General features: G+C 56.6%; 13 protein-coding genes. 3 read left to right on the top strand and 10 right to left on the bottom strand.

What is annotated here, in order from left to right; genetic code table 11:
• Positions 1–26: 26 nt before the first annotated feature.
• Positions 27–779, bottom strand: a complete 753-nt coding sequence (gene trmJ, locus WFK59_RS10390; protein ID WP_094119752.1) for a tRNA (cytosine(32)/uridine(32)-2'-O)-methyltransferase TrmJ — start codon at positions 777–779, stop codon at positions 27–29.
• Between the two features lie 132 nt (positions 780–911).
• Between trmJ and suhB the strand changes: the two genes are divergently transcribed.
• Entirely contained in the window at positions 912–1,715 is an 804-nt protein-coding gene (suhB, locus tag WFK59_RS10395; protein ID WP_031376258.1) for an inositol-1-monophosphatase, read from the top strand.
• A 62-nt stretch (positions 1,716–1,777) separates the two neighbouring features.
• Here suhB and WFK59_RS10400 read toward each other — a convergent pair whose 3' ends face one another.
• The 3 genes from WFK59_RS10400 to WFK59_RS10410 form a co-directional block, all read right to left on the bottom strand.
• Positions 1,778–2,791 carry a TIGR04086 family membrane protein gene (locus tag WFK59_RS10400; protein ID WP_233987374.1) on the bottom strand — a complete coding sequence of 338 codons (1,014 nt, stop codon included), beginning with the start codon at positions 2,789–2,791 and terminating at the stop codon, positions 1,778–1,780.
• Positions 2,792–2,993: 202 nt separating this feature from the next.
• Positions 2,994–3,971 (bottom strand): nickel/cobalt transporter, encoded by a 978-nt coding sequence (locus tag WFK59_RS10405; protein WP_336755733.1) that lies wholly within the window; start codon positions 3,969–3,971, stop codon positions 2,994–2,996.
• A complete protein-coding gene (locus tag WFK59_RS10410) occupies positions 3,962–4,588 on the bottom strand; it encodes a DUF1007 family protein (protein ID WP_233987372.1) in 627 nt (208 codons plus the stop codon). The genes WFK59_RS10405 and WFK59_RS10410 overlap by 10 nt, the downstream gene beginning before the upstream one ends.
• A 156-nt stretch (positions 4,589–4,744) precedes the next feature.
• Between WFK59_RS10410 and csiE the strand changes: the two genes are divergently transcribed.
• On the top strand, positions 4,745–6,013 hold the full coding sequence (csiE, locus tag WFK59_RS10415) for a stationary phase inducible protein CsiE (protein ID WP_233987371.1): 1,269 nt from the start codon (positions 4,745–4,747) through the stop codon (positions 6,011–6,013).
• Here csiE and WFK59_RS10420 read toward each other — a convergent pair.
• The gene (locus tag WFK59_RS10420) at positions 5,995–7,143 is read right to left on the bottom strand and encodes a 3-phenylpropionate MFS transporter (protein ID WP_233987370.1); all 1,149 of its coding nucleotides are present in this window, start codon (positions 7,141–7,143) and stop codon (positions 5,995–5,997) included. The two genes, csiE and WFK59_RS10420, sit on opposite strands and share 19 nt — an antisense overlap.
• Positions 7,144–7,271: 128 nt before the next feature.
• Complete coding sequence (gene glyA, locus WFK59_RS10425) at positions 7,272–8,525, bottom strand: serine hydroxymethyltransferase (protein WP_336755734.1); 1,254 nt, start codon at positions 8,523–8,525, stop codon at positions 7,272–7,274.
• 329 nt (positions 8,526–8,854) lie between these two features.
• Between glyA and hmpA the strand changes: the two genes are divergently transcribed.
• A complete protein-coding gene (gene hmpA / locus WFK59_RS10430; RefSeq protein ID WP_336755735.1) occupies positions 8,855–10,039 on the top strand; it encodes an NO-inducible flavohemoprotein in 1,185 nt (394 codons plus the stop codon).
• 52 nt (positions 10,040–10,091) lie between these two features.
• Here the strand turns inward: hmpA and glnB are convergent, their stop codons facing one another.
• The 4 genes from glnB to WFK59_RS10450 form a co-directional block, all read right to left on the bottom strand.
• Positions 10,092–10,430 carry a nitrogen regulatory protein P-II gene (glnB, locus tag WFK59_RS10435; RefSeq protein WP_003848647.1) on the bottom strand — a complete coding sequence of 113 codons (339 nt, stop codon included), beginning with the start codon at positions 10,428–10,430 and terminating at the stop codon, positions 10,092–10,094.
• Between the two features lie 136 nt (positions 10,431–10,566).
• Entirely contained in the window at positions 10,567–11,901 is a 1,335-nt protein-coding gene (gene glrR / locus WFK59_RS10440) for a two-component system response regulator GlrR (RefSeq protein WP_409520427.1), read from the bottom strand.
• Positions 11,901–12,569, bottom strand: coding sequence for a two-component system QseEF-associated lipoprotein QseG (gene qseG, locus WFK59_RS10445; protein ID WP_233987367.1), 669 nt, complete (start codon positions 12,567–12,569; stop codon positions 11,901–11,903). Before qseG ends, glrR begins: the two co-directional genes overlap by 1 nt.
• 3 nt (positions 12,570–12,572) lie before the next feature.
• Complete coding sequence (locus tag WFK59_RS10450; RefSeq protein WP_233987366.1) at positions 12,573–14,000, bottom strand: sensor histidine kinase; 1,428 nt, start codon at positions 13,998–14,000, stop codon at positions 12,573–12,575.
• Between the last annotated feature and the right edge of the window lie 507 nt (positions 14,001–14,507).

Below are 14,507 nucleotides of genomic sequence, written 5' to 3' on the forward strand. Positions count from 1 at the left end.
CTCAAGTATTTAACCTGGTATTTTACTCAACTATTATCTTCTTCTTTCTTCTCGTTTTTCCGCTTTTCAAACGACGAAAGCATCCCGCGCAGGATGTTAAGTTCATCACGTTCTGGCCGCGCACGGGTATAAAGACGACGCAGTTTGCTCATCACCTGACCCGGATTGGCTTCGCGGATAAAGCCGCTGTTCAGCATCATCTGTTCCATGTGCTGATAGAAGCGTTCAAGGTCATCCACCAGTGGATAAGGCGACTCCGCATACTGCGGTTGCGGGCTGGCCTGTTCCTGCGCCTGCAACCAGGCCATGCGCACTTCATAGGCGATGATCTGTACCGCCATTGCCAGGTTCAGCGAGCTGTATTCCGGGTTGGCCTGAATGGCGACATGGTAATGACACTTCTGCAGCTCTTCATTGGTCAGGCCGACGCGCTCACGACCAAACACCAGCGCCACCGGAGCCTGCTGGCCCTCTTCCACACTTTTCACGCCGCATTCGCGCGCATCCAGCATCGGCCACGGCAGCGAACGGGAACGGGCGCTGGTGCCGACCACCAGGCTACAGCCCGCGATGGCTTCATCCAGTGAGTCGACGATTTTAGCGTCGCCAATCACATCACTGGCACCGGCGGCGAGAGAAATCGCCTGTGAATCGGGTTTCACCAGTGGGTTAACCAGATAGAGGTTGGTCAGGCCCATGGTTTTCATGGCGCGGGCAACGGAGCCCATGTTGCCGGTGTGAGAGGTTTCAACCAGCACGATACGAATATTTTGCAGCATTAATGAGGAGTCTCAGCAACGGATCAGTAAAATCAGTGGCGTGAATGCTAACATAAAGCAGGACATTTACCGAACACGCTGCTATACTCCGCGCCGTTTTCCCCGTTCTTTAACATCCAGCGAGAGATACCGATGCATCCAATGCTCAACATTGCCGTGCGCGCAGCGCGCAAGGCCGGAAATTTAATTGCCAAGAATTATGAAACCCCGGACGCCGTCGAAGCCAGCCAGAAAGGCAGCAACGACTTCGTAACGAATGTTGACCGTGAAGCAGAACGCCTGATTATCGAAGTGATTCGTAAATCTTACCCGAAACATACCATCATCACCGAAGAAAGCGGTGAACTGGCGGGTGAGGATCAGGACATTCAATGGGTTATCGATCCGCTGGATGGCACTACCAACTTCATCAAACGCCTGCCCCACTTTGCTGTTTCCATCGCCGTGCGCATTAAAGGCCGCACTGAAGTCGCGGTGGTTTACGATCCAATGCGTAATGAACTGTTCAGTGCCGTACGCGGCCAGGGCGCTCAGCTCAACGGATACCGTCTGCGCGGTAGCATCGCTCGCGATCTGGATGGCACCATTCTGGCCACCGGCTTCCCGTTCAAACTGAAGCAGCACGCGCCAGCCTATATGAACATCCTCACTAAACTGTTTACCCAGTGCGCCGATTTCCGTCGTACCGGTTCAGCTGCGCTGGATCTGGCGTATGTGGCTGCCGGTCGCGTTGATGGCTATTTTGAGATTGGCCTGAAGCCGTGGGATTTTGCTGCCGGTGAGCTACTGGTGCGTGAAGCGGGTGGTCTGGTCACTGACTTCACCGGTAACCACGGTTATCTGCATTCCGGTAACATCGTGGCGGGTAACCCACGTGTGGTGAAAGCGATGCTGTCAAACATGCGTGAAGAGCTGAGCGAAGCGTTAAAACGCTAAGCGACAGCAGAGAAAAAGGCGGCTTATCAGCCGCCTTTTTTATTGCCTGATGTTAGCGTGAATTAACGACGTTCGTGTGACAACACCTGACGAGGCTGAGTACGACGGCCCACCATGCCCATCACACCGGCCAGCACCGCTTCGATAATCAACAGAATCAGTGCATACCAGCTGGCTTTCGCCGTCGCTGCTGCTGCCTTCTCTGCCGCTTCACGCGCTTTCTGCTCAGCCTGCTGCTTCAGTTCCTGATATTTCTGTACTGCCTGCTGATAGCTCTTTTCGGTCTGCGCGACGATCTGATCCACTTCCTGATCGCTTTTACCGGTACGCGCTTTAATAATATTTTTCAGCGCATCACGATCGGCAGCCTGTAATGTATCTGAATGACGATCCATCACGCCTTTTAACCAGTTAGTCAGATCAGTATCCGCCGTCTGAGGATGGTTAGCCGTGTTGTTAGCCTGGTTCTCTGCATTCTGCGCTTCGTTATTTGCATCCTGCTTTAAATTCTCAGGCTGTAATTCCGGCTTACCGGTCTGACGCAGCGTAGTTTCCAGTTCATTCTGCAGGTCATTTAAATTAATATTGCTTTCCTGCAACTTATCTTTCGCCATTTGGGTTACCGAAGGCGCTGCTGCGGAAATACCACTACCCAATGCCTGGAAACCGGAGCCGACAATATTCATCGCGCCGCCCAATACGCTACTTGCCAGCGCAATCGCCAGGTAAATAGTGAAAATTGTGCTAAGGCCAAACATCAGTAAGCCATGCAGTGCCCCTTCGCGCTGCGCCAGGCGACCCGCCACATAGCTACCGGCCGCCATCGCCACCAGCATTTCAATGGCCGTCCAGACCAGCGCGCCGGTACCCAGACCGTCTAAAGGATTCTGTTCCTTCATCGGGTCAATAGTGGTGGCGCCAATAGCCGTTCCCAGCAGCGTCAATATGATGTGAACGATCAGCGCACAAATTACCCCGGCAAAGACAGCACTCCAGGAAATACGTTTGAGCGGTAATCCCGCTGGCCCGGTTGCCAGCGTTTCGGTATAGCCATTATTAATACGGGTATCAGCCATGAAATATTCTCCTCGCAACAAACAGAAAGGTGCTCTGGTTTTTATCATCCCGGCAGAGAATGCCGTTTTGGTAATAACAGCGTAGACAGTGAAGAGGCATTTCACCACCGTCACAGCGCGAGAAAAAAATAAAGATGTGAATTTAAAGAAATTAGCGAAGGTGTGCTAGCAGCGGCAATTTAATTCCCGCTGCGGTTTAAACTCATAAAGGCCGAATACCGCCGCTAAAGGCAGGCTGGGATGATTGCCACAATGCGATGCCGGCCATGATTAAAATCAGGCTGCCCGCCAGCGCCAGCAGGGGTAACAGCAGAGACGCCTGTCCGCGCTGGCGGGATTGGGTCAGCCGCTGCGCGACCACTCGGGCGCGCTGGACCAGCAAACCTATGGCCGAGATCGTCAGCGCAGTCCCCAGCGCCATCACGGCGGCTGACAGCACGCCCCAGGCATACACACCAATCACTTTGGCAAACAGCAGCATCATGATCGCGCCGGAACAGGGACGCAGCCCCATCGATACCACTACCAGCCACTGGGTTTTCACGCTAACCGCATCGTTGATCTGCTGTGGCGATGGCAGATGCGCATGACCGCATCCGCAGTGCGCATCATGCTGATGATCAGGATGGAGCGCCCGAAAGACGATAGCCGGACGCGGACGTAACGCCTGCCACAGCGATCGCAGCGCGCGATAACCGATCCAGATCCCCAGTCCGACCACCAGCAGATAACTGCCCTTCTCCAGCCAGAAACTGCTGAGATGCAGCTGGCGCGATGAGGTCTGCAGCAGCACCAGCATCACCGTGACCAGCACGATAGCCACCGTCCCCTGTAGCAGCGACGCCAGCAGCGTCAGCCTGATACTGGTTTTCACTCTGGCCGGATGGGTGGCCAGAAAAGTGGTAATCACCACTTTGCCGTGACCCGGTCCCAGCGCATGCAGCACGCCATACAACAGACTGAACAGCACCAGCGTCACTCCCGCCTGCTGGGGCTGTTCAGCGACCTGCTGTAACAGCTGGGTCATCTGTCGATGCAGATCTTTCTGCCACAACACGCTTTGCAGCAGGATTTGCGGCCAGTTAAGCCAGATGAGCGTACCGCCAGCCAGCAGCAGCGCCGCCAGCAGCCAGAGCGGCCAGAGGCGCGAGCGGCGTTGCGGGGTAGCGATCACTGACATGTGAGTATCACCGTCTGGGCAAACTGCCGGCCTAAATCGAGCTCTTCGGCCGGCGCATCGGCTTTATCCAGCGACAATGCATACTGTTTCAGGGAGTCATTGGGCTTTGGCGTATTCAGCGCAAACTTACAGCGTGGCTGCAGCGCGGGCGGCAGCGTCAGGGCGCGGGCATTGTCGTAAAACATGTCGACAAAATAGGTCGGATCGAAGGTGAGGATCTCAAAGCGCTGGCCGGTCAGTACCGGCGGTTCCGCCAGCGGCAGAATAAACTCAAGCACGGCTTTATGACCGTTACGCGACAAATTGTATTCGGTTGGCAGATTCAAAAACTTCACCCGCTGTTGATTGTGCCAGATTTCTGAAAAGTAGTGCTGGCCCAGCACGTTAGCCATCACGCCTGCTGCCAGCTTTTTCCACACCACGCTTCCCGGCTTCGCCTCGCCAGCGTCATACAGCAGATCGGCCGAGGTGATCTCATCCATCGTCCAGGTCATTTTCAGCCCGGTAAAGGTGTCGTCTTTGGCCACCAGTTCCGTTTTCATGTCGATGAAACTGTGCGGATGCGCCAGCGCAGCCGGACTTAATACCATCAGTAAGACAAAGCCTGTGCGTTTCATAATGTTATAAAGTAACGTTCCCGTTGAAAAGAATCTATAAGTAACAAAATTTTGTGACCCGCCTTAAACCTCTGACTAAAAAATCTGCCTGACCTACACCGGGACTGACGGGGTTAGCTATTCTTAGCTCAAAATAGCCTGCTGGAAATCTGATTGATGAGTTCTGCTACCCCTTTGGCACCACTCTTCACCCGTTCACAGCGTCAGTGCCATCTTTTACTACTGCTGTTTCTGCCGACTCCCGTGCTTACGCTTGAAAAAGTCTGTCAGTTAAATGGCGTGGATCCTGCGGTTGCCCGACAGGATATCGCGGAAGTGGGTAATGAGATACAGCGCTACCACCAGCTGGAACTGCACCAGATGGTGGATGGCAGCTTTCGTCTTCATGGTACAGAGTTGGATCGGCGCCTCTGTTTGCTGCACAACCTGCGACGCAGTCTGCGGTTATCGCAGGATTTCGTCTGTGAGCATTTTGCCGCTCCGTTACGTCAGCGCCTGAAAGTGATGAAGATTGAGAAGGCGCTGTATGATGAAACCAATCTGCAGGCATTAATTCAGCATTGTGGGCTGCGGCTGGGCCGCGACTTCAGCGAGCGTGATCGGCTTTTTTTGCAGATCTTTATGAAATATGGTCTTTGCCAGCGCCAGCCGGCACTGTTCAGCGATGCGCAGCGCGTCTGGCTGCAGCACAAGGTGGAGCGCCGGGCCGCTGAAGCGGTAATCCATCACTGGCGGAAACGCTGCCATCTGGCACCGCATATCAGCGAAACCGATTTCTGGACGCTGCTGTTCAGCCTGATTCACACCCCGGCGGCCGATCGGGTCCGTCATCCCTGCGAGCAGCGCTTAATGGCGGCAACGGTGCAGCTGATTGCCGACTTTGAGGAGTGTGCCGCCGTGACCTTCGCCGACCGCGACGATCTGCTGCGTCAGCTCTATACCCATCTGGCTCAGGCGCTGGATCGCACCCACTTCACTATCGGCATCGACAACAGCGTGGCGCTGGATGTCAGTCGCCTCTACCCTCGCCTGCTGCGCACCACCCAGCTGGCGCTGCGCGCTTTTGAATATGAATACCAGATCGCTTTTACGCCGGAAGAGGTGAGCCTGATTACGGTGATTTTTGGTGCCTGGCTGATGCAGGAAAACGCGCTGCAGGAGAAGCAGGTGCTGATCCTGACCGGTGAAGATCCGCAGCTGGAGCAGGATGTCGAGCAGCAGATCCGTGAAATCACCCTGCTGCCGATCAATATCACCTACCAGCAGGTGAGCAGCTTTCAGCGTGATGGCGCGCCGCGCGAGGTTGACCTGATTATTTCCCCTTACGCGACCTCTCTGCCGCTGTTCTCACCGCCGCTGATCCATGCGGAACTGCCGCTGACGGCACATCATCAGCAGCGTATCCGTTATTTGCTTGAGTCGTAACGCGGACGCAGAAACAGTGCAGGCAGTGCCACCAGCGCCATCACCCAGAACAGATGCCCCTGCAGATGGGTAAAGAGTACGCCGCAAATCATGGTCATCACCGCAATGCCACCGCCCATCGCTAGCGCGGAGTAGAGGGATTGCAGCCGGATGACCTCTGCGCCCTGGCGTGCGGCAATAAAACGCATCGCCGCCAGATGGCAGACGGTGAAGCTGCCGCAGTGCAGAATCTGCGCCACAATCAGCAGCGGCAGCGCGGTACTGGCGCCCAGCAGGCTCCAGCGAATCAGGGCGCAAATGCCCGACAGCAGCAGCAGATCGCGCGCGCTCCAGCGGCGGAACAGCCGGTTACTGAGCGCAAAAATAATAATCTCCGCCACCACGCCCAGCGACCAGAGATAGCCCACCGTCGAGGCGGAATAGCCGCTCTCCTGCCACCAGATCGCACTGAAGCCGTAATAGGCCGCGTGCGCGCCCTGTAGTAGCGTCACGCACAGCATAAAGCGCCAGACCGCATTCTCGCGCAGCAGATCCCGCCAGACCGCCCAGCCGCCGCCTGCAGCGCCCTGACGTTCATTGCCCTGCGGATGCGTCGCAGGCCTGAGCATCATGCCCGCCAGCATGCTGAGCGCGCCAACTGACAGCAACAGCAATATCGCCTGCGAGGAGTAAGCGCTGACCAGCACCCCGGTCAGCGCTGAACTGATGACAAACGCCAGCGATCCCCATAGCCGCACCGGCCCGTAGGCCAGGCCAATCTGCTGCGTCCAGGTGGCGGCGAGCGCATCACTCAGCGGCACCAGCGGCGAGAAAAACAGGTTGAAGCCAATCATCACCGCCAGCAGCCACATCCACTGCTGCCCGACCCAGTAGCCGATGGCGAACAGGCAGGTCATCAGTGCCAGCAGGCGAAGTGCGGTAATTAACTGCGCCGGATTTTTTACCTGCGAGGCGATAAGCAGGCTGCCGACAAAGCGCGCCACCATGCCACAGCCCAGCAGCAGACCAATTTTTTCGGCATCAAGGCCGGTGCCTTTCAGCCAGACGCCCCAGAAGGGCAGATAGATGCCGTAACAGAAGAAGTAAGTGAAGTAGCCCAATCCGAGCCATCTGGCGGAGCCGATTGCCATATTCCCTCCAGCAAGAGTGCTGCATGGCAGCAAGAGTGGACGCTACTCTGGCAGAGCGCCCTGTTTCAGGCAATAAAAAAGGATGGCATCAGCCATCCTTTTTATGCGCGTTCACAACGGGTTAGCGGTTAAGCATAGACCGGCAGACGGCTGCAGATTTCCAGCACTTTCTGTTTGGTGCGCTCAATGGTCGCTTCGTCGTTGATGTTATCCAGCACGTCAGCAATCCAGCCTGCCAGTTCACGTACGTCTGCTTCGTTGAAGCCACGGCGCGTCACGGCTGGGGTACCGATACGAATACCTGAGGTAACAAACGGGCTCTTCGGATCGTTAGGTACGCTGTTTTTGTTTACCGTGATATTGGCACGGCCCAGCGCAGCATCCGCTTCTTTACCGGTCAGGTTTTTGCTCACCAAATCGATCAGGAACAGATGGTTATGGGTACCGCCAGAAACGATGTTGTAGCCGCGCGCGATCAGCACCTCGACCATCGCTTTGGCATTTTTCGCTACCTGCTGCTGGTAGGTTTTAAATTCCGGCTCCATCGCCTCTTTGAAGGCGACCGCTTTACCGGCAATGACGTGCATCAGAGGACCGCCCTGGCCGCCAGGGAAGACCGCAGAGTTCAGTTTCTTATAGAAATCTTCGTCACCGTTTTTCGCCAGGATGATGCCGCCACGCGGACCCGCCAGGGTTTTGTGGGTGGTCGAGGTGACGACGTGCGCATGTGGCACCGGGCTTGGGTAGACGTCAGCGGCGATCAGACCGGCGACGTGCGCCATGTCAACGAACAGCCAGGCACCGACGCTATCGGCGATTTCACGCATTTTTGCCCAGTCACAGACGCCGGAATAGGCAGAGAAGCCGCCTACAATCATTTTCGGCTTATGGTTTTTTGCCAGTTCAGCCAGCTCGTCGTAGTCAATCTTACCGGTTTCATCGATACCGTAAGCGACCACGTTGTAGAGTTTGCCAGAGAGGTTAACCGGTGAGCCGTGCGTCAGGTGTCCGCCGTGAGCCAGGTTCATGCCGAGGATGGTGTCGCCAGGCTGCAGCAGCGCGGTATAGACCGCGAAATTTGCCTGCGAACCGGAGTGCGGCTGCACGTTAGCGTAATCGGCACCAAACAGTTCTTTGGCGCGGTCAATCGCTAACTGCTCAACGATATCAACATATTCACAACCGCCGTAGTAGCGTTTGCCCGGATAGCCTTCGGCGTATTTGTTGGTGAGCTGCGAACCTTGCGCCTGCATAACGCGCGGGCTGGTGTAGTTTTCAGAAGCAATCAGTTCGATGTGCTCTTCCTGACGCACTTTCTCTTGCTCCATCGCCTGCCACAACTCGGCATCATAATCGGCAATGTTCATATCACGCTTTAACATCCGCATCTCCTGACTCAGCTAACTTTTTTAACGGCAGTTTAAGCCCCACCGGGGCGAAGGCCCACAGTGTAAACCGTTTTATCGGGTGAAGGTAGGGTGAATCCCCTCTTTTTACGCAAACGATTGGCTGGGCAGCGGCACGGGATTTTTACGCTTTTTTCCGACGAAACCGCAGCCGGAAATTTCTTCAGGATGTGATGGAGATTTCCTCATCCTGCACTGAAAAGTTGCCAGCGGAATCACCGTAAATGGGGTCTGGTTATTTACAGCGCAGCGTATCGGGCTATAAGATGCATTTAAAATGCAACTTTACCTGTGAGGTTCTTCCTATGCTTGATGCACAAACCATCGCCACCGTTAAATCGACGCTGCCTGCGATTGCGGCCTGCGGCCCAAAACTTACCGCCCACTTTTATGACCGCATGTTGTCGCACCATCCCGAACTGAAAAACGTCTTCAACATGAACAACCAGCGCAACGGCGCTCAGCGGGAAGCGCTGTTTAATGCGATCTGCGCTTACGGGGCTAACCTGGAAAATCTGGCGGTGCTGCTGCCGGCGGTGGAAAAGATTGCGCAGAAGCATACCAGCCTGAATATTCAGCCTGATCAGTACGCCATCGTCGGCGAAAATTTACTGGCAACCATCAAAGAGCTGCTCGATCCCGGCGAAGAGGTGCTGGCTGCATGGGGACGCGCTTACGGTGTTCTGGCAGAGGTGTTTATCCAGCGTGAAGAACAAATTTATCAGGCATCGGAGCAGCAGCCGGGCGGCTGGCGCGGTACCCGGACCTTCCGCATCAGCGCGATTGAACAACAGAGCGCGGTGATCAAAAGTTTCACCTTTACTCCGGTTGATGGCGGCCCGGTAGCGGCGTTTGAACCCGGTCAGTACCTGACGGTTCACCTGCAGCCAGCCAGCTTTGAACATCATCAGATTCGTCAATACTCCCTGACCCACCTGAGTAATGGCAAAGATTACCGTATTGCGGTGAAGCGTGAGGCACAGGGCACGGTGTCCGGCTGGCTTCATCATTCGGGTAAAGTGGGCGATGAGTTGCAGCTGGCGGCACCGCACGGTGATTTCTTCCTGCAGACTGACGCTGAGACGCCGGTGGCGCTGATCTCAGCCGGTGTCGGACAGACGCCGATGCTGGCGATGCTGCATGCGCTGGCGGCCCGCCATTCGCGCGCCCCGGTAAGCTGGCTGCACGCAGCGGAAAATGGCGAGCAGCACGCCTTTGCTGACGAAGTGAAAGCGACCGGCGCACAGCTCAGCGATTTCGTTTCGCAGGTCTGGTATCGTCAGCCCGCCCCGCAGGATGCCGGTGCGTATGATGCGCAGGGTCTGATGGACGTCACGGCTATGGCGGCACGCCTGCAGTCGCCGCAGACGCAGTTCTACCTGTGCGGACCGCTGGGCTTTATGCAGCATGTGATCGCGCAGCTACGTGATGCCGGCGTAGAGGATACACGCATCCACTATGAACTGTTTGGTCCGCATAAAGGCTTGTGATTCCGCCATAAAAAAAGCCCGCATCGCAGCGGGCTTTTTTAATCCGGCGAACTCAGATCGCCTCTTCATCCTCTTCGCCGGTACGGATGCGCACCACGCGCGCCACGTCAAAGACAAAGATTTTACCGTCACCGATTTTGCCGGTCTGCGCGGTGCGCATGATGGTTTCCACACAGGTATCGACGATGTCATCGCCGACCACCATTTCAATTTTTACTTTCGGCAGAAAGTCGACCATATACTCCGCGCCACGATAGAGCTCGGTGTGGCCTTTCTGACGGCCAAACCCTTTCACTTCACTCACGGTCATGCCGGTGATGCCGACTTCAGCCAGGGCTTCACGTACATCATCGAGTTTGAATGGTTTGATAATCGCATCAATCTTTTTCATGTCTGACCCTTTTCTCACTCCCTCCGTGGTCGGAAGGGTTTATCAAGTATAAATGTTGCTGGCGCTGCCGGGCGCGAATATCCGCAATCCACATCACTGTTTGCGATCTGCAGCCGCCTCAGTCGTGCGGCGCACGCTACTCTTTAAAATCGCTGGCGTCCAGTTCGTGACGAGACAGCAGCTTATAGAACTCAGTACGGTTGCGTCCAGCCAGACGCGCAGCATGAGTAACATTGCCTTTGGTCATCTGCAGCAGCTTGCGCAGATAGTTCAGCTCAAACTGGTTGCGCGCCTCGGCAAACGTCGGCAGCGCGCTGTTTTCACCGCTCAGCGCCTGCGCCACCAGCGCATCACTGATCACTGGCGAGGCGCTGAGCGCCACACACTGCTCAACCACATTGACCAGCTGGCGCACGTTACCCGGCCAGCTGGCCGCCATCAGCCGTTTCATCGCATCAACCGAGAAACTGCGGATCTGCGGTTTATGCCGTTCCGCTGCCTGACGCAGCAGATGATTCGCCAGCAGCGGGATATCTTCCGTTCGCTGATGCAGCGCCGGAATTTTCAGGTTGACCACATTGAGGCGATAGAACAGATCTTCACGGAACTCTTTTTTCTCCATCGCCTTAGGCAGATCGCGATGGGTGGCGGAAATGATGCGCACGTCGATATCGATATCATGATCGCTGCCGACCGGCCGGATTTTACGCTCCTGCAGCACCCGCAGCAGCTTAACCTGCAGCGCCTGCGGCATATCGCCGATCTCATCGAGAAACAGCGTGCCGCCGCCAGCCGCTTTGAACAGCCCATCGCGGGCGCTGACCGCGCCGGTAAACGCCCCTTTGGCGTGACCAAACAGTTCAGACTCCAGCAGCTGCTCGGGCAGCGCACCGCAGTTGATGGCGATGAACGGCTTGCCGTTACGGGGACTGGCAGCATGGATCGCCTGCGCCAGCATCTCTTTGCCGGTGCCGCTCTGCCCGTTAATCAGCACGCTGACATCCGACTGCGCCACCATATGCGCCTGCTCCAGCAGCCGCAGCATCAGCGGGCTGCGGGTGACAATCGCTTCGCGCCAGCGGTCATCGCTGATGGGTGCCTGCTGCGCCAGCGCTTCATCAATCGCTTTGTAGAGCGCATCACGATCCACCGGCTTGGTCAGAAAGCTGAAGACGCCCTGCTGGGTGGCGGAGACCGCATCCGGAATCGAGCCGTGTGCGGTCAGAATAATCACCGGCAGCCCCATATGGCGTTTCTGAATCTCGCCAAACAGCGCCAGCCCATCCATTTCATCCATCCGTAGATCGCTGATCACCAGATCAATTTTTTCTTTCTGCAACAGGCGCAGCGCTTCCGGACCGCTGGCGGCGGTGGTGACCTGGTAACCTTCGCTGCTGAGACGCATGCCCAGCAGCTTCAGCAGGCTGGGATCGTCATCGACCAGCAGCAGCCGGGCGGCTTGTTTAACCATTATTGCTCCTCTTCCTGCGGCAGTGCGGTGCCGTGACTGCTGTCAGAGACATCCGGCGCTTTGCGGGATGATAGCTGGCGCTCAATGTCGGTCAGGCGCTCCAGCTTACGCTGCGTATCACTCAGCTGCTGTTGCTGCCTGACCATCTGCTGCCGGATGGCCTCCAGCTGGGCATCACTGCTTTGTTGCAGATGCGCGTAACGGCTGCGCGCTTCGCTGAGGTCCAGCTGCGCGGCCTGGTTGCTGCGCCATAGCTGAATAAGCGGACGCACCGGAGCAGGAAAGTCACTGCTGTAGCTGTCAAGCGTGGTGACATACTGGCGTCGCTCCATTGGCGTTACGTTGCCGTTAGCCATTAACACGCCCTGCTTAAAGGCGCGTGACCAGCTCTCCGCCGGCCAGCGATGCGCTTCTGCCCGGGCTTCGGCCGGCGACAGGCGTTCCGCACAGTCGATGGCGCGCATCCAGTAGAGCGGATTACCAAGCGCCGCCGGATTCTCAATCTGCCATACGTCACTGCAACGGGTCGCCAGATAATCGGCTATTTTGACCTCCGGTTCCGCCACCGGATGACCGGATGGCAGCGATGAAGTGGCCGGAGAAGCGGTACAGCCGCTGAGCAGCACGGTCGTCAGCGTGCTCAGCAGCAAAGCGGGTAAATATTTCATCGGTCAGACATTCCCGGCTGTGGTGTTCAGTTCAATGCGAAAACAGACGCCGGTGCGATCGCTGGTGACCAGCGACAGGTCACCCTGCATCCGGCGCAGACAATCTTTGGCAATACTCAGTCCCAGCCCGCTGCCCTTGACGGGACCTTTACGCTGCTGGCTGCCCTGGAAGAACGGCTCGAAAATCATCTTCTGCTCGTCCGGCGGAATCGGCGTGCCGCTATTGGCAACCTCAATCCAGATGCGATCGCCCTGCTGCTGACTGCGCAGCCAGATGGTACCGGATTCGCTGCCGTAGTTCACGGCGTTCGAATAGAGGTTGTCGATCACCCGCATCAGCAACGTTGGCTCGGCCAGACAGTGCGTCGCCCTGAGATCCAGCACCGTCTGCATCAGTTTGGTTCGGGCCGATAGCGCATGAGCGCTGACTACCCGCTCGACAATCTCATCCAGTCTGACCGTTTCCAGCCGGGTCGGGCCATCGGCCAGTTTGCGGTTGTAATCCAGCAGCTGCTCAATCAATCGCTGCAGATGGCGGCTGCTGCTGTCGAGAATCGATACTACCTCTTTCTGTTCGCTGTTGAGCGATCCCGCCACTTCATCCGCCAGCAGCTCAGTGCCTTCGCGCAGGCTGGCTAACGGCGTTTTCAGTTCATGAGAGAGATGGCGCAGAAACTCATGCCGCTGGGTTTCCAGCCAGGCCAGCCGCTCGCTTAGCCATAAGATACGCTGACCAAGCGAACGCAGCTCACGCGGACCGCGAAGCACCACGCTACTGCCCAGTTCCCGCCCTTCCCCCAGCCGGTTGATCATCCGCTCAATCCGCTTAACCGGTCCGATGATCATGCCGGTAAACAGCAGCATTAACGCCAGGCTGATGATAAACAGAATCAGCGCCTGCCAGCCAAAAAACTGGCCGCGATCGGCAATCTCTCGCTGGAGCTGTAGACCGCGGGAAAACACCACTTCACGCGTATCCTGCACCATCCGGGCATTGGTGGCGGAAAAGCGATCCAGCGCTTCGGCGGCACGCGGTACCGGATTGCCATTATCACATTGCAGTTGCGTCAGTAGCGGCAGCGTGGCCTGTAGTGTCTGGAAAGCGGGCAGTTCCGGCAGGCTGTCGCTGTGGGCGCTCAGCATCTGACTGTAGCGGGTACGTTGCGTCTGATAGAGCCGCGCCAGTGAGGCGTCATCCAGCACGCAATACTGGCGATAGCTGCGCTCCAGTTCAACCGCGGTGCGGGCCATCGCCTCGCTGCGGCGCACGTCGGTAAAGGTATTGCGGTTGGTATCGGCCGCCTGTTCGCTCAGGGCGGAGAGGCTCTCCCACGCCTGCCAGGCCAGCACCAGCAGCGGTAACAGCACCAGCACAAAGGCCATCAGCACCAGCTGGCGCAGAGAACGGGGAAATAAACGCCATCTTTTCACGCGGCCGCTTCCTTAGAAAATTGCTGACTGGATGCTAGCGGACTCTGATGCAGGAAGAAAGAGGCAGACAAGAAAACGGCAGGCGCACTGGCCTGCCGTAGAGGCGACGCCAGCGGCATCGCACAGGAATGGGTGGAGCCTTACTCAACGTGACGTCCGGCGTTTGATAACGTTGCAAAGCAAACGATTATCGATGAGGTGGACGGCAGGCTCCGTTTGGTGCGTCATTCGGTTTTTATGAGCTCTTTTCCGCCAGGCGGGGCAATCATAAACAGGTGAATGAGCAGCTGACAGAGTATAGCAAGTTTCATGCCAGTTAATAAATAGTGATATTTTTCAGAAGATTGCCAGAACCCTGCGCCTGTTGCAGCGTTTATCAGCCGCTGCAACAGGCAAAACTGTCGCCTGACAGCAACACCCAAGCACTGCGAATCATTAGTTGATAAAAATCAGCAGGATAAATGTCGCCTGATAGCGACACCCGAAAGCGACTTCTGTCGTCATTTG

Origin of the sequence: Pantoea sp. USHLN298 (assembly GCF_037149395.1) — a bacterium.
In the GTDB taxonomy this organism is placed as follows: Bacteria; Pseudomonadota; Gammaproteobacteria; order Enterobacterales; family Enterobacteriaceae; genus Pantoea; species Pantoea astica.

What these genes read in the sequence shown, in the direction of transcription:
- trmJ (WP_094119752.1), bottom strand. Translation starts at nt 779, where the DNA reads ATGCTGCAAAATATTCGTATCGTGCTGGTTGAAACCTCTCACACCGGC.
- suhB (WP_031376258.1), top strand. Translation starts at nt 912, where the DNA reads ATGCATCCAATGCTCAACATTGCCGTGCGCGCAGCGCGCAAGGCCGGA.
- WFK59_RS10400 (WP_233987374.1), bottom strand. Translation starts at nt 2,791, where the DNA reads ATGGCTGATACCCGTATTAATAATGGCTATACCGAAACGCTGGCAACC.
- WFK59_RS10405 (WP_336755733.1), bottom strand. Translation starts at nt 3,971, where the DNA reads ATGTCAGTGATCGCTACCCCGCAACGCCGCTCGCGCCTCTGGCCGCTC.
- WFK59_RS10410 (WP_233987372.1), bottom strand. Translation starts at nt 4,588, where the DNA reads ATGAAACGCACAGGCTTTGTCTTACTGATGGTATTAAGTCCGGCTGCG.
- csiE (WP_233987371.1), top strand. Translation starts at nt 4,745, where the DNA reads ATGAGTTCTGCTACCCCTTTGGCACCACTCTTCACCCGTTCACAGCGT.
- WFK59_RS10420 (WP_233987370.1), bottom strand. Translation starts at nt 7,143, where the DNA reads ATGGCAATCGGCTCCGCCAGATGGCTCGGATTGGGCTACTTCACTTAC.
- glyA (WP_336755734.1), bottom strand. Translation starts at nt 8,525, where the DNA reads ATGTTAAAGCGTGATATGAACATTGCCGATTATGATGCCGAGTTGTGG.
- hmpA (WP_336755735.1), top strand. Translation starts at nt 8,855, where the DNA reads ATGCTTGATGCACAAACCATCGCCACCGTTAAATCGACGCTGCCTGCG.
- glnB (WP_003848647.1), bottom strand. Translation starts at nt 10,430, where the DNA reads ATGAAAAAGATTGATGCGATTATCAAACCATTCAAACTCGATGATGTA.
- glrR (WP_409520427.1), bottom strand. Translation starts at nt 11,901, where the DNA reads ATGGTTAAACAAGCCGCCCGGCTGCTGCTGGTCGATGACGATCCCAGC.
- qseG (WP_233987367.1), bottom strand. Translation starts at nt 12,569, where the DNA reads ATGAAATATTTACCCGCTTTGCTGCTGAGCACGCTGACGACCGTGCTG.